Source organism: Nitrospirillum amazonense (assembly GCF_007828035.1).
Classification (GTDB): domain Bacteria; phylum Pseudomonadota; class Alphaproteobacteria; order Azospirillales; family Azospirillaceae; genus Nitrospirillum; species Nitrospirillum amazonense.
Genome location: NZ_VITV01000005.1, coordinates 14,361 through 40,323, shown reverse-complemented (window position 1 = coordinate 40,323; position 25,963 = coordinate 14,361). Strand labels below are relative to the sequence as shown.

Genomic DNA, 25,963 nt, shown 5'->3' with positions numbered 1-25,963 from the left:
GCGGCATGAGCCGATGAGGCTCATGCCGTAGGCCGCGACTGCGGTCGCCGGAGATTTTGGGACCAGGGCCCCTGAATCGAGGACAACGCAAGCTGGCGGTTGCCGGCGTCCGCCGCCTGAGGGCGCGGCCTAATGATGCAAACCGAAGGGATTGTCGACGTCTGTCGGCGGAATGGTGAACCAGCGGGGGCCGTCCTCGGTCATGTAGACGTGGTCCTCGAAGCGCACGCCGAACTTGCCGTAGAGGCACAGCATGGGCTCCACGCTGAAGCACAGGCCGGCCTCCAGCGGCTGCTTGTTGCCGCCGACGATGTAGGCGGGCTCATGCAGGTCCAGGCCCACGCCGTGGCCGGTGCGGTGGGGGCAGCCCGGCACCTGGTAGCCGGGGCCGTAGCCGCGGGACTCCAGGAAGCTGCGAGCGGCGATGTCCACCGCCTCGCACGGGACGCCGATGTGGGCGGCGTTGAAGGCCGCCATCTGGGCGTCGCGCTCATCCTCCCACACCCGGCGGTATTCGGGGGTGGCGTGGCCGAAGGTGTAGCAGCGGGTGATGTCGGACTTGTAGCCCTCGATGGCGCAGCCGGTGTCGATCAGGACGGGATCGCCCTCCTTCAGGAACCAGTCGCCGGGGGCACCGTGGGGATAGGCCGTGGCCTCGCCGAACTGCACGGCGCAGAAGGTGTTGCCGCCGTCGGCCCCCAGCGCGCGGTGGGCCTGGCCGATGAAGGCCACCACCTCCGCCGGGGTAATGCCGGGGCGCAGGATGCCGGCGGCCAGGCGGTGGACCTCCAGCGTCAGGGCCTTGGCATGGGACAGCAGGGCGATCTCATGCGCCGACTTCACCCGGCGGCAGGCCTCCGTCAGGGGGCGGGCGTCCACCAGGGTAGCCTGAGGCAGTGTCGCCGCCAGGTCGAAGAACACGCCGGCATAGCCCAGGGCGTCCACCGCCACCGTGGCGCTGCCGCCGGACTGGCCGCGCACCAGGTCCGCCACCAGGGCGTAGGCGCTCTCATCCTCCTGCCAGGTGCGCACTTCATCACCCACGGTGATATGGCCGCGCAGCTTGGGCTCCTCGAATGCCGGACAGACGTAAACGGGGTCGCCGTCCTTCAGGATCACGGCCGCTGTCAGCCGCTCGCTGGGGTGCCAGTCCAGGCCGGTGAAGTAGAGGAGGTTGCTGGACGCCGGCAGCAGCAGGGCGTCCACCTTGCGCGCCGCCATATGGGCCCGCACCGCCTCGATGCGGGCGCGGTATTCCTCCGCCGTGATGGGCTGCACCGCCGCCCGCCGGGACTTCAAGGTCGACAGCACCGCCGGGGCCGACAGCCCCCCAATACCCTTGGTCATGGTCTCAAACCCGCTTCTCTGGGATCATACACTAATCATTCAGGCGGCGCAGCGGCACCACCAGCAACAGCAGCAGCACGGCTGCGGCGCAGGACCACAGGCCGGCCTTGAGGTACACCGCCTGGTATGAGGCCAGCTGCACCGCCGCCGGCAGGCTGCCGTCCACCACCGTGGCCTGGGCCACCAGCGCGCTCAAGCGCTGACCATAGGCCGTGGACAGGAACCACAGGCCCACCAGCAGGCTGGTGATGGCCGGCGGCGACAGGCGGGTGATGGAGGACAGGCCGATGGGGGACAGGCACAGCTCCCCCACCTCCTGCAGCAGATAGAGCGACAGCAACCAGGCCACGCCCACGCGCAGACCCGCCGGCGTCACCTCGATGCCGAAGGCCAGCGCCAGGAAGCCCAGGCCGACGAACAGCACACCCAAGCCGAACTTGGTCACCGGGCCGGGGTCGCGGCGATGGCCGTCCAGCCAGCGCCACAGGGCCGCCAGCGGCAGGGCCAGCAGGATGACGAAGGCCTTGTCCGGGAACTGCAGCACCGGGGCCGGCACCAGCACCGGGCCGATATACCTGTCCGTCCATTCGGCGGCGAAGACGTTCAGCGAGGCGGGGCCCTGGTAGAACAGGGTCCAGTACAGCACCGACACCAGCATGAGCAGCAGCAGCAGCGCCAGGTGGCGGCGCTGGCGCGCATCGCAGCGGCGGGCGAACCAGAAGACGGCGGCCAGGCCGGCCACGGCGGCGAGGTCCAGCACATGGCCCACCACCGTCGGATGATCGACGATCAGCCAGGCCCCCAGCGCCACCGCCAAGCCGCCGGCCAGGGCCAGCAGGCCACCCGGCCCACCGCTGGCGGCACGGGGACCGCCCTCGGCCGCAGGGAGTTCGGGCGGCAACAGGCGGCGGCCCAGGGAGAAGGTGGCCAGCGCCACGGCCATGCCGATGCCGGCGGCGCCGAAGCCCCATTCCCAGCCCAGCGCGGCGCCCAGCCAGCCGCAGACGATGCTGCCCATCAGGCCGCCGGCGTTGATGCCCAGGTAGAAGATCAGGAAGCCGCGGTCGCGCGCGGCGTGGCGCTGGCCGTACAGCCGGCCGACCAGGGCGGAAATGTTGGGCTTCAGCATGCCCACGCCGGCGGCGATCAGGGCCAGCGACAGATAGAAAAGCTTCAGCCCGCCGGCGTCCGGTGTCTTTTCCAGGCGTCCCCGCAGGGTGACGGCGGCGCCGTCGGGGCCGACATAGGTCAGGACCCGGGCGTCCGAGTCACCGCCCTGGACGCTGCCCAGGCTGGTGATGACCTGGGCGGTGCCGTTCACCACCACCTGGCGGGCGCCGTCCTCCCCCTCCGCGGGATAAAGGATGGGGCGTTTCAGGTCGTAGGTGGCCTCAGGCGTCACCAGCCGTTCCACCGTCTGCGCCGGCTGCCAGGCCATCAGGCCGTGGCCCAGCATCAGCAGCACGGCACCGGCCCGCACGGCGTGGCGGGCACCCACCCAGCGGTCGGCCATGAAGCCGCCGACCACCGGGCACATATAGACCAGGACGCCGAAGGCCCCCAGCTCGGCATAGGCCGACACCTTGTCCATGGACAGGTGCCACAGCAGGAAGAAGATCAGGATGGATTGCAGGCCGTAATAGGAGAACCGCTCCCAGAACTCGACCGCGAACAGCAGGTAGAGGCCGGGAGGATGGCCGCCATCATGGTGTTCAGGCGCCACCGCCGGGCCGCTTACCGGGCTGTCCGCCCCCGCCATCACCGCCATGCCCTGCCCGTCCCCGTTATCGTCGAATGGATGCGCCAGGGTATCATGCCCATGGGTCACCCTGGTGGGGCGATAGCGTATCGGATACGATATCCAAACTGTCAAGCATAGCGCCACCGGCACCCATTCTGGCATCCGGACGGACGGCGGGGAATGCTATCGCTTGAGGCTGAACGGGAACTAGACCGGGCCATGCACCAACTGCCCATGGCGCGCCACCCCCGAACCGTCTAGCGTATTTTAGAAAATCAATTGCTTTTACATCCGATATCAGGATGTTCAGAGGCAAATCACAGGGCCGCCTTTTTCAATCCGCACCCCGTCAAGAAGCCACCAAATGATCGCACGCGCCAAGATCGAACGGAAGTCCCTGTCGGCCCAGGTGGTTGACGCCCTGCGGCAGATGATCCTGTCCGGGGAATACGCGCTGGGCGCCCAGCTGCGCCAGGATGAGATTGCGCAGAAGCTGGGGGTCAGCCGCATCCCCGTGCGCGAGGCGCTGCAGCAGCTGGAGGCGGAGGGCCTGGTGGCCACGATCCCCTATAAGGGGTCGGTCGTGGCCCAGCTGTCGCCCACCCAGGTGCGCGAATACTACGAGGTGCGGCTGCTGCTGGAAATCGACCTGCTGCGCCGCGCCATTCCGCAGCTGAGCGCGAAGCAGATCAAAAAGGCCGAAGCCGTGCTGAAGGAGATGCACGCCGCCGAGGCCAGCCGCTGGGGGGCGTTGAACTGGCAGCTGCATGAGGCATTGTACGAGCCGGCCCAGCGCCCGGTGATGCTGGACATGGTGAAGCGCATCCACGACAGCCTGGACCGTTACGTCCGGCTGCACCTGTCCATGACCCCCGCCATCCACGATCGCTCCATGGATGAGCATGAGCAGTTGGTGGCCCTGTGCCGCGACGGCAAGGGGGATGAGGCGGTGGAGGTGCTGCGCGGCCACCTGACCCACGCGCTGGAGGAACTGGTGGTGTTCCTGGAAGGGCAAGAGGCGGCTTAGGTCGCTTTCCTCAGGCGCCGAGACTGATAGTCAAGGCGTCTTATAGGCCAGGCGTAGCCGCCGCCTGGCGCGGCCTAGGGCTTAGGCGCAAGGCGCGGCGCCCTTTGGCGGACTGGTAAAGACTCCGGCGGATTCGTAAAAACAGCCCACGCAACCGCTTGCCTGCGGCGGCGCAAAGCCCCTTCGTGCCAGGGTAATCCCACCCCTCCCGCGTATGCCGGAGGGGTGGCTGCAAAAAGGCTATTTGCGAATCATTCTCAATATCATTACTGTGCCCATACAGTTTCCACCGAGACGGAAGGGGACCCGCCATGCCGATGCCGGAGATCGAGGAAGCGACGCTGGACGAGTTGCTGGCCGAGCCCATCGTGCGCCTGATGATGGAACGTGATCGCGTGACGGAGGGAGAGATCCGGGCCCTGGTCCATGAGACCTGCCCCCTCCTCTTCACCTTCCTCTTCGCCGCCTAGCCTCAGCTCAGAGTGATGGCGTCGCTGGTGGTTCGGCGACCCAGGCGCGGGAAGATGGTGCTCAGCGCGAAATCCTGCATCTCGGCCGTGAAGGTGCTCATGGCGTCGGTCGGGAACACCAGGGCGTAGCCGTGTTCCCAGGCGCCGCGCGCCGTGGATTCCACGCCAATATTCGTGGCGATGCCGGCCAGCACGATGGTGGTGATACCCCGGCGGCGCAGTTGCAGATCCAGATCGGTGCCGTAGAAGGCGCCCCACTGCCGCTTGGTGACGATGATGTCACCCGCCTTCACCAAATCCTCATCCAGCGTGGCCCAATTGGCCGGGAAGCCGCCCGGCGGCACGGTCATGGCCTGGTCCGTGGGCTGACGCGGCGCGTCGCTGAAATCAGGCGCGAAAGCCACGCGCACCAGCACCACCGGCGCGCCGGCCGCGCGGAAACGGTCGGCCAGCGCCTTGGACCGGGCCAGCACCTCGGCCCCCGTGTGCGGCGCCAGGGGCAGGTTGACGATGCCGTGCTGCAGGTCGATCAGCACCAGGGCGGTGGTCTTGGGATCCAGGTTGAAGCTCATAGCAACCTCCAGAAGCGGGGGATGGACGGCGGGCGCCGGGAATGGGAATATGAGGGCATCCTCATGAAAAGATTTATGAGAATGCCCTCACAAAAGTCAACAGCCGACCGCCCCGCGCCTATTGCCGCATCCCCGGAAGGCACGCCCCCCGCCGGCCCCAAGAAACCGACTCGCGAACGGGGCCGTGCCCGCGTGGCCGCCCTGCTGGCCGCCGCCGGCGCCGTGTTCGCGGAGAAGGGCTATGACGCCGCCACGATGACGGAGATCGCGGCCAGGGCGGGGGCGCCCATCGGCTCGCTCTACCAGTTCTTCCCCACCAAGGCCGTGCTGGCCGATGCCCTGCTGGCGCAATACGCGGGGGCGCTGATGGCCCTGCTGGCGACGGTGGAGGCGCGCGCCGCCGCCCTGTCGCCGGCCGAACTGGCGGCCAACCTGCTGGCCGTGCTGCCCAGCCTGAAGGTGGAGCGCGCCGCCGCCTTCGCCCTGATCGACGCCCGGCCCGACATGGTGGCGCAGCAGGGCGCCTTGCGCGCCGGCCTGCGCCGGGGCATCGCCGCCATCCTGCGCGCCAAGTCCCCCGCCCTGCCCCCGGAACGGGCGGCCGCCATGGCCGTGACCCTGCTGCAAATGATGAAGGGCGCCGCCGCCCTGGGCGACGAGCCCGACCTGGCCCATGGGCGTGAGGCCCTGGCCGGGCTAGAGCATGCCGCGGGGTTGTTCCTGAAGGATGCGCTGGGCTAATCCGGCCAGCGCCGACTGGCGGCGGGGTGGGCGGCGGGCAGGCGCGCACGTCGGCCCGTCAGCTTTTCGCGCAGCGTGCCGGGCGCATACTCCGTCTTGTAAGCGCCACGCCCCTGCAACTCCGGCACCACCAGATCGACGAAGTCGCCGAAGCATTCCGGCGTCACCGTGCGCGCCAGGATGAAACCATCCACGTCTGCCTGTTCCACCCAGGCCGTCAGCTCATCCGCCACGGTGGCCGGGCCGCCAACGATGGGCACCTGGCGCCCGCCCAGCTTCAACCCCTCCACCAGGCCGCGCCGGGTCAGCACCTTGTCCGGCCGGCGGGCGGCCTGGTTCTCGATGTTCGAGGTCACTGCCTGGCTCTGACCAGCGTGAATGGGCTCATCCCACTCCTTGGCGGCGAAGTCGATACCCAGGGACGCGGAGGCATGGGCCAAGGCGCCCTCGACACTGGCGTAGCGCTCATAGTCCGCGCGCTTGGCCTGGGCCAGGGCATCGGTCTCGGCCACCACGACGGTGGCGCCGACGAACACCTTCAAGTCTGAAGGATCACGGCCCAGGCTGCGGGCCAGGTCGCGCAGGTCGGCCACCAGGCGGGCGACGTGCGGCTTGGGCCCGCCGTTGACGAAGACGCATTCAGCGTGGGCGGCGGCGAACTTGCGCCCCCGCTCGGACGACCCCGCCTGAAACAGCACGGGCGTGCGCTGGGGCGACGGCTCGCACAGGTGCGCGCCCTCCATCCGGAAGTGCGGGCCGTGGTGGCGGACGGCGCGGACGCGGGCCGGGTCGGCATAAGTGCCGCCCTCGCGGTCGCGGCGCACGGCGTCGTCGGCCCAGCTGCCTTCCCACAGGCGGTAGACCACGTCCATGTATTCCTCGGCCACGGCATAGCGGTCGTCATGCGCCGCCTGCCCGTCCAGGCCCAGGGCGCGGGCGGCGCTGTCGAGATATCCCGTGACGATGTTCCAGCCCACGCGCCCGCCGGTCAGGTGGTCCAGCGTGCTCATGCGCCGGGCGAAGGTATAGGGCGGCTCGTAGCTCAGGTTGGCGGTGACGCCGAAGCCCAGGTGGGTGGTCGCCGCCGCCATGGCCGGGATCAGCAGCAGGGGATCACCCACAGGTACCTGCACCGCCTCGCGCACCGCAGCGTCCGGGCCACCTTGGTAGACGTCGTAGACGCCCAGCACATCGGCCAGGAACAACCCGTCGAACAGGCCCCGCTCAAGCGTGCGCGCCAGGTCCATCCAATAGGCAAGATCGGTGTATTGCGTCGAACGGTCGCGCGGGTGCCGCCACAGGCCCTGGTGGATGTGGCCGACGCAATTCATGTCGAAGGCGTTGAGGCGGATCTGCTTCATGGCTGGGCCGTCGGTTCCACGCATTCAGGGGCGGTGCGCGCCATGATGGCAAGTTGACCACATTGCCGCCATGAAATTGCCAAGTGACACCTGGGGGCGGATCTCCTATGACACGGGGCTGTTCATACAGCCTATCCGGGGTAATCCGCGCCCCGGTCGTTTCAGGGAACGGCTCCCCCGTGTCGCGATCCATCCGGTTCGGCCTGACGGCCGCTGTCGCCCTTCTCGCCCCCATCGTCCTGGCGGGCTGCGCGGCCGACTATTCACCCAACACCTACAACGCCACCGCCGTACAGCAGGCCAACAAGGCCGAGCCGGGCGTCATCATCGGCTTCCGCCAGGTGTCGATCAGCGCCAGCGGCGCCGTGGGCGCCGTGGCCGGCGGGGCCGCCGGCGGCATCCTGGGCTCGCAGATCGGTCCCAACAGCGCCCTGGGCGCCGTGGGCGGCACCGTAGTGGGCACCATCGTCGGCACCAGCGCGGAACACATGACCGGCGACACCACCGGCTGGGAATACATCGTACGCAAGCCCAACGGCGACCTGCTGTCGGTGACCCAGCGCGAGCCCACGCCCATTCCACTGGGCCAGAAGGTGCTGGTCATCACAGGCAACCAGGCGCGTATCGTTCCCGACTATACCGTCAACATCGATCCGGAACCCAAGCCGGAGCCCAAGGCCGAGGCGAAGCCGGAGAAACCGGCCAAGCACGCGGCCCCCGCCCCTGTGGCGCCGGCGCCTGTCGCGCCCGCGACCCCGGTGCCGGAGGTGGCACCAGCGTCCCCGCCCACCGTTGTCCCGTCGGAACTCGCCCCCGCCGCCAAGGCGCCGCAGCCCGAACCGGCACCCCAACCGGCACAGACCCAACCGCAGAGCCAGCCCAGCGCGGCGCCCGCCGCCGCCCCGCAGGATACGGCCCCGGCCCAGTCCCCGGTTGCCCAGCCCCCCGCTACCCTACCCCCAGTCACCCAGCCCCCGGTCACCCAACCCGCAGTCACCCAACCCGGGGCGGACACCCCGGTGGAGACGCCCAAGGCCGACGCCAACCCGGCGCCGCCTCCCCAGACGCCCCCGCCGGACACGGCCCCCCAGACGGGCCCCAAGACTGGCTGGATCCCGGCGGAGGCCGAATCGACCCCGGCTGCCACCGCCGCCGATGGCGACGCGCCCCAATAAGGACACGGCCCCCATGCCCACCCCGACGACCGCGCTGCGCACCCTCTACCCGGCCATCGAGCCCTATGAGACCGGCATGCTGGATGTCGGCGACGGGCACGTGATTTATTACGAGCGCTGCGGCACGCGGGGGGCCAAGCCGGTGGTCTTCCTGCACGGCGGCCCTGGCGGCGGCACCAGCCCCGGCCAGCGCCGCCTGTTCGACCCGGCGCTTTACGACATTCTGCTGTTCGACCAGCGCGGCTGCGGCAAGTCAACGCCCCACGCCTGCCTGGAAGCCAACACCACCTGGCACCTGGTGGCGGATATCGAGCGCCTGCGCGAGCTGGTGGGTGTGGACAAGTGGCAGGTGTTCGGCGGCTCCTGGGGCTCCACCCTGGCGCTGGCTTATGCCGAGGCGCATTCGGAGCGGGTGAGCGAGCTGGTGCTGCGCGGCATCTACACCCTGACCAAGGGGGAGCTGCTCTGGTACTACCAGTTCGGCGCGTCGGAGCTGTTCCCCGACAAGTGGGAGCGCTTCCAGGCCCCCATCCCGGAGGCGGAGCGCCACGACATGATGGCAGCCTATCACCGGCGCCTGACGGGCGTTGACGAGGCCGCCAAGCTGGAGGCGGCCAAGGCCTGGACCATCTGGGAGGGGGAGACGGTCACCCTGCTGCCCAATCCCGAATATTCCGCCCCCTTCAAGGATGGCCACTTCGCCCTGGCCTTCGCCCGCATCGAGAACCACTACTTCATGCACGGCGCCTGGCTGGACGAGGGCCAGCTGGTGCGGGACGTGGGCCGCATCCGCCACATCCCGGCCACCATCGTCCACGGCCGCTACGACATGCCCTGCCCCGCTCGCTACGCCTATGCCCTGCACAAGGCCTGGCCGGAGGCGGACTTCCACCTGATCGAGGGTGCCGGCCACGCCCACGCCGAACCCGGCATCCTGGACCAGCTGATCCGCGCCACCGACCGCTACGCCGGGAAGGCCTGACCCCCGGCGCGGCACGGCGGCTGCGGCGACTCGGGAGTGGCCATTCCCAGCGCATGGCAAGCGTGGCGGTGAGTATGCCACGTCACGCCCCCGCATGATCGGAATCCTCCATCAATAGTGAGCCCAGTCTTGCCGCACCGGTTCAGGTAACCGGTTGCCCAATCGCTATCGGCATATGCGGCAAAGCGCCTCGCGACAATAAACCTCATTCATCTCCTTTGACGTGACTCAATCAGCACCTTTTCCATCAAAACTTCATGCGCGCCTATGAGAATCCAATTCACCCGTTGCCTGAACCGAGAGCCCCATCGACGGCAACATCTACTTTCGCTGCAATTTCCAAAAGCTGGCGCAATCAATAAAGATTGCATCAACTTACGGCTATAATTTATCAATTATGTCAAAATAAAAATTGTCCTTCCCAGATTTGATTTAATCAAAAAAAATTTTTGAAGATGGCACGCCCATCAGCTACAATTTAGAAATACCATCGTATTCTGTCTCATCGTCACTTTCCATTCATTAATATGAAAACATAAATACTATGCCTATTTGAAAATACCATTCCCAGTTTTCCTGCGATGAGGAAGTCTTCCGCCACGACCGTCCGGCCCAAGGCCAACGCCCACCCACCAGCACAAGTGGACCAACCCGCAGCTGAAGTTCCTGCACCGACCTGCGCCATACCATCCGCGACATCAACCGCGGCGCGCCTGCTCAGCTATCCAAACCTACGCAAAATGGCTTTGATCACCTCCGATTGAGTCGATCAAGGCAATTATTCGCAAGACGACAAGTAAAATTCTTACAATTTTTGCAAACGTACCTTAAAATGGCCGGGAACTAGAGAGTAAACACATTAACATAAGGTGTTTTGATGACATCGTCCTGGAGCGACGTTGAAGCGCTGAGCTATATTGCCTCGTATTCGGACCTCATTGCCGCATTTGGCGCGAACCCCCAGGCCGGACTAGCGCATTACAACAGCTCCGGGCAGGTGGAAGGACGCACCGTAACCTTCGACGCCTTGGCTTATATCGCGTCCAACCCCGACCTTATAGCCGCATATGGTGCCAACGCCGAAGCCGGCGCCATCCATTACATCACCACCGGCCATATGGAGGGACGCGCCGTCACCTTCGATGGCCTGGCCTACATTGCGTCTTACGCCGATCTCATCGCCGCTTTCGGCACCAATACCCAAGCCGGCATCACCCATTACATCACCACCGGCCACATCGAGGGACGCACCGTCACCTTCAATGGCTTGGCCTACATCGCGTCCTACGGCGACCTCATCGCCGCCTTCGGCGCCAATGCCGACGCCGGCGCCACCCATTACATCACCACCGGCCACATCGAGGGGCGCACCGTCACCTTCGATGGCCTAGCCTACATTGCGTCCTACGGCGACCTCATCGCCGCCTTCGGCGCCAATGCCGACGCCGGCGCCACCCATTACATCACCACCGGCCACATCGAGGGGCGCACCGTCACCTTCGATGGCCTAGCCTACATTGCGTCCTACGGCGACCTCATCGCCGCCTTCGGCGCCAATGCCGACGCCGGCGCCACCCATTACATCACCACCGGCCACACCGAGGGGCGCACCGTTACCTTTGATGGGGTCGCCTATCTGCTGAGCCATCCCTCTCTGGCGGGCCTAGGCGTCGAAGGCGCAATCACGCAGTGGATTCAGCATGGTTACGCCCAGGGCAATGACAACGGCAGCGCAATGTTCGGCCATGAGCAAACAAGCCATGGGTTCGGCTTGGGTCTGGCGGTCACCGGTGCCGTCGACACTGCGGGCGACCACGATTGGTACCAGTTGACGCTGACTACTGGCCAGCAGTTGGCGGTGGAATTGACGATGGCGCCTGGCACCGGCGTTCTGACCATTTATGATGCCAGTGGCCGTCAAGTCGCCACGGCCTCCCCCACCACCGGCACCGTCGTGCTGCCCTTCACCGCCTCACAGGCCGGAACTTATTACGTTGTTGTCAACGCGGGCGACTCCGCGACCACCGGCAACTACACTCTAAACGCGATAAATGCCGCCATCGGCGCGGCTGGCAATGACAACCTGACGGTTGACATGGGCTTGGACAGCATTGTGACGCTGGGAGCCGGCTCAGACACCCTGACCTTGGCCCAGGCAAACGGGCACTATGCCGGCAGGAACGCCACTGTCACCGATTTCACCGTGGGCACCGATCAGCTGAAGCTGGGCCACTTCCTGGGCCAGACGCTGAAGGGCTGGGACGGCGTATCCAACCCCTTCGCCGATGGGTTCCTGCAATTGGTGCAGTCGGGCAACGATACCCTGTTACAGATCGACGTCGACGGAGCCGCCGACAGCTGGACCACACTTGTCACCTTGCAGAACACCACCGCCAGCACCTTTACCGCTCAAGACCTAGGCTACACCCCTGCTCCTTGGATTGCCGGAACGGCCAACGCCGATACTATTTTTGGCACCAGCCAGAGCGACCTGATCATGGGTCTGAACGGCAACGATACCCTGAGCGGTGGCAGCGGCGGCAACGACACACTGGAAGGGGGTGGCGGCTCAGACAGCCTTACGGGTGGCGCGGGCAATGACGTCCTCTATGGCAACAACGCCGCCAACGCTGGCGGCGACACCGGCAACGACACCCTCGCCGACTCCGCCGGCGGTAACGACCAGCTGTATGGCCAGGACGGTAATGATTATCTGTCTGTCTCCCGGTATTCCGGCGCGGCCAGCTCCGTCCTGATGGATGGCGGCACGGGCGACGACTTCATCTACTTCAAGGGCAGCGGCGACCGCTTCCTGGATACCGTCACCATGGTAGGAGGCACCGGCAACGACACCATCAGCGTCGAAGCGGCGGCGCACGCCACCATCGACGCCGGTGCCGGCGACGATACCGTCATCATCACCCCGACGAAGTATTTCGGCACCGGGGCTGGCTCCTCCGATAACACCATCACCTTGGGATCGGGTGCCGATACCCTGGTGCTGAAATCGTCCTTCGATGGTTTCAGCGCAAGTACGTCCATTACCATCACAGACTTCCAGACCGGCACGGACCATCTGAACCTGACGGACTTCCTGTCCGGCATGCTGACGGGCTGGAACGGGACGACTAATCCCTTCGCGGGCGGCTTCCTGCGGCTGGTGCAATCGGGCAGCGACAGTCTGCTGCAGGTCGATCTCGACGGCGGCGGCGACAGCTGGTCCAACCTGATCACCTTCCAGAACACCACCGCCAGCACCTTCACCACCAGCGACCTGATGTACGACCCGACCGGCTCGGCTCCGACCAATCAGACGCTCGTTGGCACGGCGGGCAGCGATACCCTGACAGGCGGCCAGGGAAATGACCTCATCCAGGGTCTGGCTGGCAACGATATCCTGACAGGCGGCTTCGGCAACGACACGCTGGAGGGTGGCAGCGGCTATGACGTCCTAAACGGCGGCAGCGGCGACGACGTCCTTTATGGCAACAACGCGGCGAACACCGGCGGCGACACCGGCGACGACCGCCTTACCGACGACCAGGGCGGCAACGACCAGCTGTACGGCCAGGACGGCAACGACACGCTGACCGTGACCCGGTACACCAGCACTGCCACGGAAACCATCCTCATGGACGGCGGCAGTGGTAACGACACCATCAGCTTCTATGGCAGCGGTCGTCAAACCGTCACCATCTTGGGCGGGAGCGGTAACGACGCCATCAGCGCGAACGCCCTCGCCCAGGGCACGATTGATGCCGGCGATGGCGATGATACCCTCTCCTTGGAAGGGGTAGGGCAGAAGACGGTGGATGCCGGCGCCGGTAACGACACTGTTTCCATCATACTGGGCTTCGGCGTCGGCGCCACCACCCTGACGTTGGGGACGGGCTCCGACACCGTGGCTCTGACCCAGTCTGGCACCAGCGTGGACAGCGATGTTTCACTGACCGTCACCGACTTCCAACCCGGCACCGACAAGGTGGTATTGGATAATTACCTGCCCTACGTTCTTACCGGCTGGGACGGCGCGTCCAACCCCTTCGGCAACGGCTATCTGCAGTTGGTCCAGGCAGGCAACGACACGCTGCTGCAGATCGATCCCGACGGGAACGGTGCCGCCAGCGGCTGGACCACGCTCATCACCTTCCAGAACACCACTGCCAGCACCTTCACCTATCATGATTTGGAGTTCTCACCCGACGGATCGAATTCCGATCAAACCGTGACTGGCACCGCCGGCAACGACACATTGACCGGCTGGGGCGGGAGCGACCTTGTCCAGGGCTTGGGCGGAGACGACGTGCTGAGTGGCGGGATGGGCAATGACACGCTGGAAGGGGGCAGCGGCTCGGACAGCCTGGATGGCGGCGCGGGCGACGACATCCTCTACGGCAACAACGCCGCCAACACCGGCGGCGATACCGGCAACGACACCCTCGCCGACTCCGCCGGCGGTAACGACCAGCTGTATGGCCAGGACGGTAATGATTATCTGTCTGTCTCCCGGTATTCCGGCGCGGCCAGCTCCGTCCTGATGGATGGCGGCACGGGCGACGACTTCATCTACTTCAAGGGCAGCGGCGACCGCTTCCTGGATACCGTCACCATGGTGGGGGGCACGGGCAACGACACCATCAGCGTCGAGGCGGCGGCGCACGCCACCATCGACGCCGGTGCGGGCGACGATACCGTTATTATCACCCCGACGAAGTTTTTCGGCACCGGGGCTGGCACCTCCGACAACACCATCACCTTGGGATCGGGTGCCGATACCCTGGTGGTGAAATCGTCCTTCGATGGTTTCAGCGCAAGTACGTCCATTACCGTCACAGACTTCCAGACCGGCACGGACCATCTGAACCTGACGGACTTCCTGTCCGGCATGCTGACAGGCTGGAGCACCACCACCAACCCCTTCGACGGCGGCTATCTGCAACTGAAACAGTCGGGCGGCGACACCCTGCTGCAGGTCGACCTCAACGGCGGCGGCGACAGCTGGTCGACGTTGATGACGCTGCAAAACACCACCGCCACCAGCTTCACGGCCGCTGATCTGGGCTATATCCCCACCCGCATCACCTGACGGCGGCGATCCCGCACAGCACAAAGCCGGCCGGGGCGTTTCCTCGGCCGGCTTCTTTTTTTTCATGCGGACCCGCGAAAGGGCAGCGCCTACTTCAGCAACTCCTCCAACGCGCCCTTCCAAACCTTGGCCTGGGTCAGGGTCTGGTGGCCGCGCGTCTGGTCCGAGGCGGGGATCAGGATGTAGCGGCCATTGGTGATGCGTTTCATGGCCGCCTCCATCACGCCCAGTTCGGCTGGGTTCAGCAGGTCGTCAGCGAAGTTCACCGCCACCAGCTTGGCCTTGATCTTCTCCAGCTCCGGGCTGGGGTCGTAGTCATAGGACGATTCAAACCAGTAGAGATAATCGTTGGCGTCCACGATCTTGGCGTAGTCGGCCACCCACTGGTCATAGAGGGTGGTGGCCGCCGCCCGGCTGGGGGCCTGCTGCTGCAGGACCGCGGCGTTGTTGACCATGATCTGGAAAATGGGCAGTGCGCGGGTGTAGCCGGTCGGCTGGGCCGTGTAGTCGCCGCCCTTCCAGTCCGGATCGTTGCGGATGGCCTCGATGATCAGTTGGCGCCACAGCATGTTGCGGCCGGAAATGGCCACGGGCTGAGAGGCGATGGGCATCAGCGCGTCCATCAGGTCCGGATGGCGTTCCCCCCAGATCCAGGTCTGCATGCCGCCCATGGAGGTGCCGGCGACCAGTTTCAGACGCTTGATGCCCAGGCCCTGGGTCACGATGCGGTACTGGCCTTCCACCGCGTCGACATAGCCGTAGTGGGGAAAATGGCCCTTCAGCCCGTCCGACGGCTTGGAGGAGGAGCCGTGGCCGATGCCGTCGGCCAGGATGATGAAATACTTGGTGGCGTCCAGCGGCTGGCCGGGCCCGAACAGCTCCCCGCCCAGGCTGGCGTTCAGGAAGTTGCGGCCGCTGCCGGTGGTGCCGTGCAGCAGCAACACCCCGTTGGTGATGGCGCCCGACGCGTCGCGCTGCGGCGTGCCCAAGGTGGTGTAATGGAAGCGGGCGTTGGCCAGATGCTCGCCATTCGTCAGGGCGAAGTCGCGGACCACCACATCGCCTTCCATCTGGTTGGGATAGCTGGGCGGGCCATCGGCGGCACCGGCAACGCCTGCCAGGGCCAGCGCCGCGGTGAGGGCCAGGGTGGAAAGCCAGGCTTTCATTGATGTTCCTTCTGCCGCCAACCCAGTGCCATCCGAAGACGGCACGGGACCTTTATCTGTGGGCGCAACCATTCCACCCAGACCGGCCATCCCGCAAGAGACCCTTTTCGGTCAGCCCGCACCCATCAGGCGGCGCGCAGGGCCGCCAGGAAGGTGGAGACGCGGGTGCGCAGTCCATCGGCCTGGGACGACAGGTCGTCGGCGGCCATCAGGACCTCCCCCGCCACGGTGCCGGTCTCGCCCGCCACCTGCCGCACGCCGTTCATACCGGCGCTGACCTCGCTGGTGCCGCGCGCAGCCTCGGCCACGTTGCGGGCGATCTCCTGCGTGGCGGCGCCCTGTTCCTCCACCGCCGCGGCGATGGTGGTGGTGATGTGGTCGATCTCGGCGATGGTCTGGCCGATGGCGGCGATGGCGCCGGCCGCCTCCCCGGTCGCAGCCTGCATGGATTCGATCTGCTGGCGGATGTCGTTGGTGGCCCGTTCGGTCTGGTTGGCCAGGGCCTTGACCTCGCTGGCCACGACGGCGAAGCCCTTGCCCGCCTCACCCGCGCGCGCCGCCTCGATGGTGGCGTTCAGGGCCAGCAGGTTGGTTTGCCCGGCGATGTCGCTGATCAGTGCCACGACGGCGCCGATCTGCTGGGCGGCTTCCGTCAGGCTGGTCACGGCGACGTTGGTGCGCGTCGCCTCCGCCACCGCCTTGGCGGCGATGGTGGCGGAAACGGAAACCTGGCGCCCGATCTCCCCGATGCTGGCGCCCAGTTCCTCCGCCGCCACGGCCACGGTCTGGACGTTGGCGGCCGCCTGTTCGGAGGCGCCGGCCACCGCCACCGCGTCGCGGGCGCCGGTGTCGGCGATGCGGGTCAGGTTCTCCGCCGTCTCATGCAGGCCGCTGGAGGCCTGGGTGACCGATTGCAAGGTGTGGGCAACATCGGTGTCGAAGGTCTGGACCAGCGCGTCCACCCGGTTGGCCCGCTCGGTCTTGGCCGCCGCCTCCGCCGCCTGGGTAGCGGCCAGCTCATCCACCTGGCGCATGCTGGTGCGGAACACGTCGACGGCGCGCGCCATGTCGCCCACCTCGTCCCGCCGGCTGGTGGCGTCCAGGGTGAAGCCATAGTCCTTCTGCGCCAGACGGCGCATCACGCCGGCCAGGCGCGCCAGGTGCTGCACCACGTCGCGATCCAGCCACAGCACGGCCCCCACCGACACCAGCACCGCCACCAACGCGAAGATGGATATGCTCCACAGCGCGTGGGTGTAGGCGGACTGCACCACGTCGTTGGCCTTGGCGGCACCGGCGCGATCATAGGCGCTGAGCGCCTCCAGCGATTCCTGCACCTTGCGGAAGACGGTCACGATCTCGCCGTTCATGGCCTTTTCCGCCTGCTCGTGGTTCTGCTTGGCGGTTTCGAACACGGAGGCCATGCTGGCCTCGTACGGGCCGCGCAGGGCCTGGTACTTGGCGTACAGGGCCGCCATCTCGCCCGTCTGGCCCACAGCCTCGAACCGCGCCACGGCCGCGTTCAGATCGGCCGTCTGCTTGCCATACAGCTTGATGGCCTCGTCCCGCGCCTTGTCGTCGCCCGCCGCCACGACCCGGCCGGCGGAGATGCGCTGGCGGGCGGTGAAGGCCTTCATGTCGCCCACGGCGTCCACCGAGGGCAACCAGACATCGCGAATTTCCGTGGCGGCGCTGTTGATCGTGCCGATCCGCCACAACGACAGCAGGCTGATGGCGATGGTCAGCAGTAACAGGCCACCGAACGCGGCCAACAACTTGGGGCGGAGGGCGAGATTCATAAAATTCACCGTAAATGCTATCGAGCGCGCAGTAATTCAACCTTGAAGGTCGCAGCTTATAAGCGCTCTGTTACCCTTTGATGTGATGCGGCGAATCCGCCCATCGGCCATGTTTCAACCGCATTCTGAATCACGACCCCCCTTTTACTCTCGACAGCGGGGCCGCCTGGGGCCAAGGTCTGCGCCAAGGACCGACATAAGTGCAAAGGACCAGGGTCGATGAGCGGCAACAAGGCCATCCCCGGCGGCGGCACGCCCGAAGGCATCGTGCAGGACGACGTTCACCGCTATGTGACGGGCATCGCCTACCTGCGCCGCTATTATCAGGAACTGAACCCGGCCTCGATCGCCTACGCCGCCCTGCAGTGCGGCTATCAGGCGCCGCGCCTGGACCGCCCCTTCCGCTACCTTGATCTGGGCTGCGGCCATGGCTACAGCCCCACGCTGTTCGCCAGCCTGTTCCCCCAGGGGCAGTTCATGGGCGTGGATTTCAATCCCGTGCACATCACCAGTGCTGAAAACCTGCGCCGCGCCGCCGGAATCCCCAACGCCAGCTTCAGCGCCGCCAGTTTCCAGGACCTGGCAACGGAAGAGGATGGGCCCATCGCCGACTGCGACTTCATCGTCATGCACGGCATCATGAGCTGGGTCAGCGAGACGGTGCGGCGAGAGATCGGGGCCGTCATCCGCCGCCGGCTGAAGCCCGGCGGCATCGTCTACGCCAGCTATAACTGCCAGCCGGGCTGGGCCGGCAAGATGCCCATCCGCGCCCTGATGGTGGACGCCTACGCCGTCACCACCGGCACGGTGGAGGAGCGGGTGGGCAAGGTGCGCGCCTTTCTGCGACAGATGGCGGACACAGGCGCCCTGTACTTCGAATCCAACCCCGCCATTGAACAGCAGTTGCAGGCCATCGAGACGCTGGACGCCAGCTATATCGTGCACGAGTACCTGAACGAGTACTGGCGCGTCTTCTATCACAAGGAGATCGCGACCTTCATGGCCAACCACGGCGCGGGCTTCATCGGGTCCGGCACCCACGCCGACAACGTCCCCCTGCTGGCCGTGCCGGAGAAGCCGCGCGCCTTGATGGCGGCCATGCCGAACGCGCTGCTGCGCGAGGGGGTGCGCGACATGGCCCTGAACCGTCAGTTCCGCCGCGACATCTATGCCTGCGACCTGGCGCCCCTGAACATCAACGACCTGATCGCCGCCCATCGCGCCACACGCTACACCCTGGCCCGCCGGCGGGCCGACTGCCCCATGGTGGTGCCCCGGTCCTTCGGCGACGTCGCCCTGCACGAGGGCATCTTCAACCCGCTACTGGACCGGCTGGCGGCTGGCGCCACCACCTTCGACGATCTGGTGGGTGTGCCGCCGCTGAACGACTGGGCGGCGGCCGACCAGATCCAGGCGTTGCAGGTGCTGGTGGGCGCGGAATATATCCGCCCGGTGGTGGATGGCGCCCGGGTGGACGCCGACAGCGACAGCGTGCGCCGCTTCAACCAGGTAGCCCTGGCCGCCGCCCGGGCCGAGGGCCAGCAGGAGGTGGCGCTGGCCGCCCCGTCCCTGTCCGGCGCCCTGCGCGTCACCCTGACCGACACCGCCAACCTGCCCGTGGACCTGCCGGGGGCCGAGTTCTAGAGTTTTGTGGTGTGATCCACGCTCCAGCTGATCCCACCTGAAGCGACCACACTCTGTGCCGGCGCGCTGGAGGATTCCCGCACCACCAGGCGCGGGGTCACTGTGATGGGCTGGGCCTTTCCCGCATCGCCGTCGTTGATGCGGCCGATCAGGCGGTCGGCCGCCAGGCGGCCCATGTCGTGGATGGGCAGGCGCACGGTGGACAGCGCCGGGCACATACGTGAGGCCAGGGGCGTGTCATCGAAGCCCACCACGGTGAGGTCGCGCGGGATGCTGATGCCCAGGCGGTAGGCCGCCTTGTAGACGCCGGCCGCCATTTCGTCATTGCTGGCGAAGATGGCCGTGGGACGGTCGGCCGGGGACAGCAGCTCCATGCCCCGCGTCTCCCCCGTCTCAAAGGTGTAGAGCCCCTCCACGATCCAGTGATCCGGCACGGTCACGCCATGCTCGGCCAGGGCGCCGATGAAGCCCTCCCGCCGTTCGTGGGTGGAGCGGTAGCGCTGGGGCCCGGTGATCAGGGCCACCCTGGTATGACCCAGTTGGGCCAGGTGGGTACCCACCTCGGCGGCACCGGTGCGGTCGGTGTGCAGCACCATGGACGTGGGCTCGTCCAACGGCACCGACATCAGGCGCATGTAGCGGCAGCCGATGGTACGCAGCAGGGCGACCAGGGCCGCGTCCTCAGACAAAGGCGGGACCAGGATCACGCCATCCAGGTTCTGGCGCTGCACGAAGGTCTTCACCTCCGCCAGGAAACCGGGCGCCACCTGGCGGCAGGGATGGACCACCAGCTCAAAGCCCTCGCGATGGCAGGCCTCAAGGATGCCGCCCTGGACGTTCACGATGTATTGGGCGTTGGGGTTGTCGTAGATCAGGCCCAGCAGGAAGGACCGGTTGATGGCCAGGCCGCGCGCCTGGGGGCTGGGCACATAACCGATGCGGGCCACCACCGCGTCTACCACGGCGCGGGTGGCATCGTGAACGTAAGGGGACTGGTTGATGACCCGCGACACCGTCTTCTTCGACACCTTGGCCAGGCGCGCCACGTCATTGATGGTGGGGGCGCGGGCCAGAGTCCAGGCGGGGATGGCCAGGGGAGCGTCCGGCGGGGCCGCCAGCCGGCCGTCGCCGGCAAGCGCCTTGCGCCGCCGCACCTTGGGTTTTTCGATATCGGCGTCAGCCACAGTACAAATCCCTCACCGCGTGATGTGCGCCGGCGCGTAGCGCGGCGTCATCCAATGGATCAAGGCCAGGGCCACGAAATAGGCGCTGGCCGCCATCAGGAAGATGGGGCGGTAGCTGCCGGTGGTCTGCAGGATCCAGCCGGCGGCCTGGGCCATGGCCATGCTGCCGATGCCGCCCGCCGCCCCGCCCAGGCCGATGACCGATCCGGCGGCCCAGCGGGGGAACAGGTCGGATGGCAGGGCGTAGAGGTTGACGGAAAAGCCCTGGTGCCCGGCGCAGGCCAGGCCGATCAGGATGGCCGCCCCCCACAGGCTGCCTGTATCCATGGCCAGCGCCACCGGCGCCACCACCAGCGCGCAGACGAGGAAGGCGGTCTTGCGCGCCCGGTTCAGCCCGATGCCCCGCGCCAGCAGGCGGGACGAACCCCAGCCGCCCAGCACGCTGCCCATGTCGGCCAGGATGTAGACCAGCACCAAGGGCGGCCCGAAACCCTTGAGATCCAGGCCATAGCGCTTGGCGAAGAAGTCGGGCAGCCAGAACAGGAAGGTCCACCAAATCGGATCGATCACGAAACGGCCCAGGATATAGGCCCAGGTTTCGCGTGTCGCCAGCACCCGCCGCCACGGCAGGCGCACCGGCGGCGGCACGGGATCAGCCTCGATATAGGCCAGTTCCCCCGGGCTCAGGCGCGCCACCTCGCGCGGGCGGCGGTAGAGGGCCAGCCATGCCGCCAGCCACACCACGGTGAACAGGCCCGTGACCAGGAAGGCGGCGCGCCAGCCCCAGGCCAGGGTGACCGCCGGCACGATCAGCGGCGTCAGGACGGCGCCGACATTGGCCCCGGCGTTGGTGAGGCCGATGGCCAGCGCCCGTTCCCGCTGCGGGAACCATTCCGCCACCGCCGCCAGGCTGGCCGGAAAGGCGCCGGACTCGCCCAGCGCCAGGGGGATGCGGGCGATGGCGAAGCTGGCGACCGTACCGGCGGCGGCATGGGCCATGTGGGCGATGGTCCAAATGCCCACCGCCAGCGCGTAGCCGGCACGGGCGCCGATACGGTCCACCAGCCGGCCGAACACCAGGTAACCGCTGGCGTAGGCCGCCTGGAACCAGAAGACGATGGTGCCGTAGCCGACTTCCGTCCAGCCGTAGCGGTCCTGTAGCAGCGGCTTCAGCACCCCCAGCACCTGCCGATCGACGTAGCTGAGCGCCACGGCGGAGAACAGCAGGAAACAGACCAGCCAGCGATAGCGGCCCCGGGGCTGGGGGATCACCCCCGGGGTCGCCACCGCGTCCTTCACGGCCACGCTCACCGCGCCGCCACCACGTCGATGGCCGACACCACCGCCTGGCCGGTGACGGGGCGGAAGTCCAGGGCCAGGCCATCCTTGCCCTTCACCTCGACGGTCACGGTGCGCTCCAGCGCCTTGAGGGCGCTGCCCGCCTCCGCCGCCACGTCCAGGTGCTTGACCACCATCTGGTCGTTGGCGGCCACGTCGAAGACCCGGGCACCGGCCGCCAGCGCCGGCTCGGCGAAGCGCAGGGTGACCTGGTAGCGGCCGGCCGGCACCGGCACGCGGTAGGTGAAGGTGCCCTCGCGGTAGGTCTCATACAGCTTGGGATCCGGCGTGCCGGTGGCCGCGGCGATGACCTTGTCCGGCTTGCCGGTCTCGGGGCCGGGGTTGCGGTCATGCGGTTCGCCCCCGGTGACGAAGGCGTCGGAGCCGTAGCGGGCGCCGGCGGCACTGGTCAGGCCGGCCGAGGCGCCGGCGCGGATGCGGATCTCGTCCGCCTTGCCGCCGAAGCGCCAGGTGATGCTGTCGCTCACCGGTTGGCCCTTGATGTCGGCCGTGGCGGTCAGGACGTTGTCGCCGGCGTCCAAATGCACGGCCGGCCAGCGGCAGACATGGTCGGGGCAAGACACCGTGCCGAGGTCGCGGCCGTTCAGGCTCAGCCGTACGCCGGCGGCATTGCTGTAGGCCTGGATGTCGGTGACGGGATAGACACGGTCGACATAGCGGCGGCCGTTCAGGTGCAGCACCGGCTGGTCGCTCCAATCCGCCTTGTAGAAGAAGAACACGTCCTTCTTCACCGTGCGGTCGTAGGACACCAGGCCCTTGTCGTTGGTGTCGACCATGTCACCCTCCCTCCGGCTGTCGCTGGCGAAGTCGAACATGTTCCAGACGAAGGTGCCCCACAGGTAAGGCCGCGCCTTCAGCTGCGCCCACCAGATCTCGTGCAGGCGGCTTTCCAGCTCCTCCGGATGGAAATGGCCCTTGGGGTAGACCACGCCGGTCTGCACCTCATCGGTATGCTGGGTAAGGCCGCCGCCGCCGCCATACTCGCTGACCGACAGCGGCAGGCGCGGATGCAGCTTGTGCAGCCGGTCCAGCACAGGGCCCAGGTCCTCCGGCTTGTCGTAGTACCAGCCCTGGTAGCGGTTGTAGCCCAGCAGGTCGGTGATCTCCGCCACCACGTCCACGCCGGGCTTGGGCGCGTCGGGCCAGGGCTCGCAGCAGTCGGCCATGGTGGTGGGGCGGGTGTGGTCCAGCTCATACGCCGCCTTGTTCAGTTGGGTCAGCAACGGCCGGGCGTTGCTGACGCCGTGGCCGCTGGCCGCCATCAGGTTCACCTCATTGCCGATGGACCAGGTGACGACGCTGGGGTGGTTATAGTTCTGCTTGATCAGTTCATGCAGCTGGCTGTCGGCGTTGGCGGCGAAGGCGGGGGTGGTGATGCCATTGTCCCCGTCCGGCGTCTCCGGCGCGGTGCGGTTCACCAGGGGGATTTCCGCCCAGACGACCACGCCGTCCCGATCCGCCAGGTCGTAGATGGCCTGGTCGTGCTGGTAATGGGCCAGGCGCAGGGTGTTGATGCCCAGGTCCAGCATGATGTCCATGTCCTGGGCCTGGTCGGCGGGGCTGATGGCCCAGCCCTTGCCCGGCCGGTCCTGATGGCGGGACACGCCGTGCAGGGCGATATGCTTGCCGTTCAGGAAGAAGCCCTGGTCCGGATCGAAGCGGAAGGTGCGGATGCCCAGCGGCTGGGTCACCTGGTCCAGCAGCTGGCCGTCGGTCGTCTCGATGCGCGTCACCACGTGATAGAGGTAGGGGTCGGCCTTGCCGTCCCACAGGTGGGGGTTCGGTACGCTCAAGGTCTGCGCCGGTTCCTCCAGCGCGCCGGGCGCAACGGTCAGGGGATGGCTGTCGCTGGCCACCGTGGCGCCGGTCGCGTCGATGATGGTGGTCTTCACCACCACCGGCTGGGCCTTGGTGCCGTCGTTCTTCACCCGGCTGTTGACCTCGATGGACGCGGCACCGTCCAGGCCAGCGGTATGGGCATAGACGCCGGGCCCGCCCCAATCCAGCATGTCGATGTGCACCGGGTCGGTGGCGATCAGCGACACCTGGCGGTAGAGGCCGCCGAACAGGAAGAAGTCGCCCGACATGGGGATGACCTCCGCCGTGGGCGATCCCGCCACGGCCGGGCTGGAATTGTCGGTGCGAACCGCCAGCACGTTGACCTTGCCCTGCTTCAGGGCGGCGGTGGCATCGAAGCGGAAGCGGCCGAAGGCCCCCTTGTGCACGCCCAGCTTCACGCCGTTCAGCCAGACCTCGGTATTGATGCTGGCGCCGTCGAACTGCAGCCACACCTTCCGCCCGGCGTAGTCGGCCGGCGGGGTGAAGCGCAGGCGGTACCAGCCGGCGCCGCGCGTGGCGTTATAGTCGGGCCCGCGCTCCGCCGTGCCGCCCAGGTGATTCCAGGTGTGGGGCAGGGAAACGGTGGTCCAGCCCTTGTCGTTGAAGCCGGCGGCGTCGGCGCCCCCCTGCTTTCCCGATGGCACGTCGCCCTGATGGAACTGCCAGCCCGCGCTGAGCGGCAGGTCGCGCCGTTCGGCGGCATGCCCCCCACGGGCCATCGGGGCGGCCATCAGGGCGACGGCTGCCACCGCCAGGGTGGCGTGGGAGCGCTTGCGGCTCGGACGGCGCGCGGCATGGGTCGGCATGGGGTTCCTTCCTTCAAGGCATTGTTTCTTAGGCATAAGCCGGACACGGGGACTGCCACCCCGGGGCTCTCACGACCGGCCAGCGTGGTCAAGGCTACCGGCTTTCCGCCGCATGATCTGTGGAAAGGTGTGACCTGAACACGGGACAAATGAAAGAAGCCACCCGTCCGGCACCTTGGCGGAACCGCGTGGCCGGATGGGTGGGACAGGAGGGAGCGGGATAGTGGTCATACCACATGACGCCTGTCAACCGGATGACCGCGCCGTGGTCAGACCATGGCCTCCAGGATTAAATTAAGGCGGTCAGCCAAACCCGCCCTTACCAGTTGTACATAGTGCCGTCTTCCAGGCGGTTCACCGGCAGGAAGGCGCGGCTGTAGGGGTATTTGGCGGCCAAGCCCTCATCCAGGTCCACACCCAGGCCTGGGGCGTCGCCGGGGTGCAGGTAGCCGTCCTTGAAGCTGTAGGCGTGGGGGAAGACGGCGTCCGTCTCCGCCGTGTGGCGCATGTATTCCTGGACGCCGAAGTTGGGGATGGACAGGTCGAAATGCAGGGCCGCCGCCATGGTCACGGGCGACAAGTCGGTGGCGCCGTGGCAGCCGGTGCGGACCTGGTACAGGTCCGCGAGGTTGGCGATGCGGCGCAGGTGGGTGATGCCACCGGCGTGCACCACCGTGGCGCGGATATAGTCGATCAACTGGTTCTGGATCAGGTCCTTGCAGTCCCAGATGGTGTTGAACACCTCACCCACCGCCAGGGGCGTCGTGGTGTGCTGGCGGATCAGGCGGAAGGCCTCCTGATTCTCCGCCGGTGTGGCATCCTCCAGCCAGAAGGGTCGGTAGGGCTCCAGGCTCTTGCCCAGGCGCCCGGCCTCGATGGGGGTCAGGCGATGATGCACGTCGTGCAGCAGGTGGACATCGTCGCCCAGCGCCAGGCGGGCCGCCTCGAACAGCTTGGGCACCGTGCGCATGTACTTGGCCGTGGACCACACGTTCTCCGTCGGCAGGGCGCCGTCCGCCGGCTCGTAGAACATCTTGTCGCCGGAAACGCCGTAGGTGGAGGGCAGGCCCGGCACGCCGGACTGCAGGCGGATGGCCTTATAGCCTAAGGCCTGGTACTTCAACGCCTCGTCCACCGTCTCCTCGATGGTCTGGCCGTTGGCATGACCGTAGACCATGACGCCAGTGCGGCAAGCGCCACCCAGCAACTGATAGAGGGGCATGTTGGCCGCCTTGGCCTTGATGTCCCATAGGGCCATGTCAACGGCGGCGATGGCCGACATGGTGACAGGCCCACGGCGCCAATAGGCCCCCCTGTAAAGGTATTGCCAGATGTCCTCGATCTGGTGGGCGTCCCGGCCGATCAGGCAGGGGATGACGTGGTCGGCGAGATAGCTGACCACCGCCAGTTCGCGGCCGTTCAAGGTGGCATCGCCCAGCCCGTACAGGCCGTCCGCCGTCTCGATGCGCAACGTCACGAAATTGCGGCCGGGGCAGGTTACCACCACCCGGGCGTCCTTGATCTTCAACATCGGTCGAACCTTTACTCTGGATCGGACGGCCCCGGCGGGACGGCCTGGGAATGCCCGTAAATTGGTCTTACCACTTATGTCTTTCATAGGCTCAGAGGCCTGTCAAGAAGTCGATATTGGGGTGGCGGACAGG

The 25,963-nt window shown here is 67.0% G+C and carries 17 protein-coding genes; 7 read left to right on the top strand and 10 right to left on the bottom strand.

Annotated elements, in window-relative coordinates:
* Positions 1-129: 129 nt before the first annotated feature.
* Positions 130-1,347 (bottom strand): M24 family metallopeptidase, encoded by a 1,218-nt coding sequence (locus FBZ87_RS15320; RefSeq protein WP_145611190.1) that lies wholly within the window; start codon positions 1,345-1,347, stop codon positions 130-132.
* Positions 1,348-1,378: 31 nt separating this feature from the next.
* The gene (locus FBZ87_RS15315) at positions 1,379-3,115 is read right to left on the bottom strand and encodes a peptide MFS transporter (RefSeq protein ID WP_186454781.1); all 1,737 of its coding nucleotides are present in this window, start codon (positions 3,113-3,115) and stop codon (positions 1,379-1,381) included.
* Positions 3,116-3,452: 337 nt separating this feature from the next.
* On the opposite strand from FBZ87_RS15315, the gene FBZ87_RS15310 reads away from it, so the two are divergent.
* Positions 3,453-4,115, top strand: coding sequence for a GntR family transcriptional regulator (locus FBZ87_RS15310; RefSeq protein ID WP_145611188.1), 663 nt, complete (start codon positions 3,453-3,455; stop codon positions 4,113-4,115).
* 311 nt (positions 4,116-4,426) lie between these two features.
* Entirely contained in the window at positions 4,427-4,585 is a 159-nt protein-coding gene (locus FBZ87_RS29220; protein ID WP_186454780.1) for a hypothetical protein, read from the top strand.
* A 2-nt stretch (positions 4,586-4,587) separates the two neighbouring features.
* Here the strand turns inward: FBZ87_RS29220 and FBZ87_RS15305 are convergent, their stop codons facing one another.
* On the bottom strand, positions 4,588-5,157 hold the full coding sequence (locus FBZ87_RS15305) for a hydrolase (RefSeq protein ID WP_145611187.1): 570 nt from the start codon (positions 5,155-5,157) through the stop codon (positions 4,588-4,590).
* Between the two features lie 192 nt (positions 5,158-5,349).
* Between FBZ87_RS15305 and FBZ87_RS15300 the strand changes: the two genes are divergently transcribed.
* Positions 5,350-5,898 (top strand): TetR/AcrR family transcriptional regulator, encoded by a 549-nt coding sequence (locus tag FBZ87_RS15300; RefSeq protein ID WP_186454779.1) that lies wholly within the window; start codon positions 5,350-5,352, stop codon positions 5,896-5,898.
* Here the strand turns inward: FBZ87_RS15300 and FBZ87_RS15295 are convergent.
* The gene (locus FBZ87_RS15295) at positions 5,895-7,259 is read right to left on the bottom strand and encodes an LLM class flavin-dependent oxidoreductase (protein WP_211106960.1); all 1,365 of its coding nucleotides are present in this window, start codon (positions 7,257-7,259) and stop codon (positions 5,895-5,897) included. The two genes, FBZ87_RS15300 and FBZ87_RS15295, sit on opposite strands and share 4 nt — an antisense overlap.
* A gap of 179 nt (positions 7,260-7,438) precedes the next feature.
* Here FBZ87_RS15295 and FBZ87_RS29215 point away from each other — a divergent pair, with 179 nt between their 5' ends.
* From FBZ87_RS29215 to FBZ87_RS30065, 3 genes are all read left to right on the top strand, one after another.
* Positions 7,439-8,434 (top strand): outer membrane lipoprotein, encoded by a 996-nt coding sequence (locus FBZ87_RS29215; protein WP_186454778.1) that lies wholly within the window; start codon positions 7,439-7,441, stop codon positions 8,432-8,434.
* A gap of 13 nt (positions 8,435-8,447) precedes the next feature.
* Positions 8,448-9,416, top strand: a complete 969-nt coding sequence (pip, locus tag FBZ87_RS15285) for a prolyl aminopeptidase (protein WP_145611184.1) — start codon at positions 8,448-8,450, stop codon at positions 9,414-9,416.
* Positions 9,417-10,293: 877 nt separating this feature from the next.
* Positions 10,294-14,502 (top strand): beta strand repeat-containing protein, encoded by a 4,209-nt coding sequence (locus FBZ87_RS30065; RefSeq protein WP_186454777.1) that lies wholly within the window; start codon positions 10,294-10,296, stop codon positions 14,500-14,502.
* 89 nt (positions 14,503-14,591) lie between these two features.
* On the opposite strand, the gene FBZ87_RS15245 is transcribed toward FBZ87_RS30065, so the two are convergent.
* Entirely contained in the window at positions 14,592-15,668 is a 1,077-nt protein-coding gene (locus FBZ87_RS15245; RefSeq protein WP_145611183.1) for an alpha/beta fold hydrolase, read from the bottom strand.
* Positions 15,669-15,793: 125 nt separating this feature from the next.
* The gene (locus FBZ87_RS15240; protein WP_145611182.1) at positions 15,794-17,467 is read right to left on the bottom strand and encodes a methyl-accepting chemotaxis protein; all 1,674 of its coding nucleotides are present in this window, start codon (positions 17,465-17,467) and stop codon (positions 15,794-15,796) included.
* Positions 17,468-17,686: 219 nt separating this feature from the next.
* On the opposite strand from FBZ87_RS15240, the gene FBZ87_RS15235 reads away from it, so the two are divergent.
* Complete coding sequence (locus tag FBZ87_RS15235; RefSeq protein ID WP_145611181.1) at positions 17,687-19,111, top strand: class I SAM-dependent methyltransferase; 1,425 nt, start codon at positions 17,687-17,689, stop codon at positions 19,109-19,111.
* Here FBZ87_RS15235 and FBZ87_RS15230 read toward each other — a convergent pair.
* From FBZ87_RS15230 to manD, 4 genes are all read right to left on the bottom strand, one after another.
* Entirely contained in the window at positions 19,108-20,295 is a 1,188-nt protein-coding gene (locus tag FBZ87_RS15230) for a LacI family DNA-binding transcriptional regulator (RefSeq protein WP_246134418.1), read from the bottom strand. The two genes, FBZ87_RS15235 and FBZ87_RS15230, sit on opposite strands and share 4 nt — an antisense overlap.
* 12 nt (positions 20,296-20,307) lie before the next feature.
* Positions 20,308-21,606, bottom strand: a complete 1,299-nt coding sequence (locus FBZ87_RS15225; protein ID WP_246134417.1) for an MFS transporter — start codon at positions 21,604-21,606, stop codon at positions 20,308-20,310.
* The gene (locus FBZ87_RS15220) at positions 21,603-24,299 is read right to left on the bottom strand and encodes a glycoside hydrolase family 2 TIM barrel-domain containing protein (protein WP_145611180.1); all 2,697 of its coding nucleotides are present in this window, start codon (positions 24,297-24,299) and stop codon (positions 21,603-21,605) included. Before FBZ87_RS15220 ends, FBZ87_RS15225 begins: the two co-directional genes overlap by 4 nt.
* A gap of 319 nt (positions 24,300-24,618) precedes the next feature.
* Entirely contained in the window at positions 24,619-25,830 is a 1,212-nt protein-coding gene (gene manD, locus FBZ87_RS15215; RefSeq protein WP_145611179.1) for a D-mannonate dehydratase ManD, read from the bottom strand.
* Between the last annotated feature and the right edge of the window lie 133 nt (positions 25,831-25,963).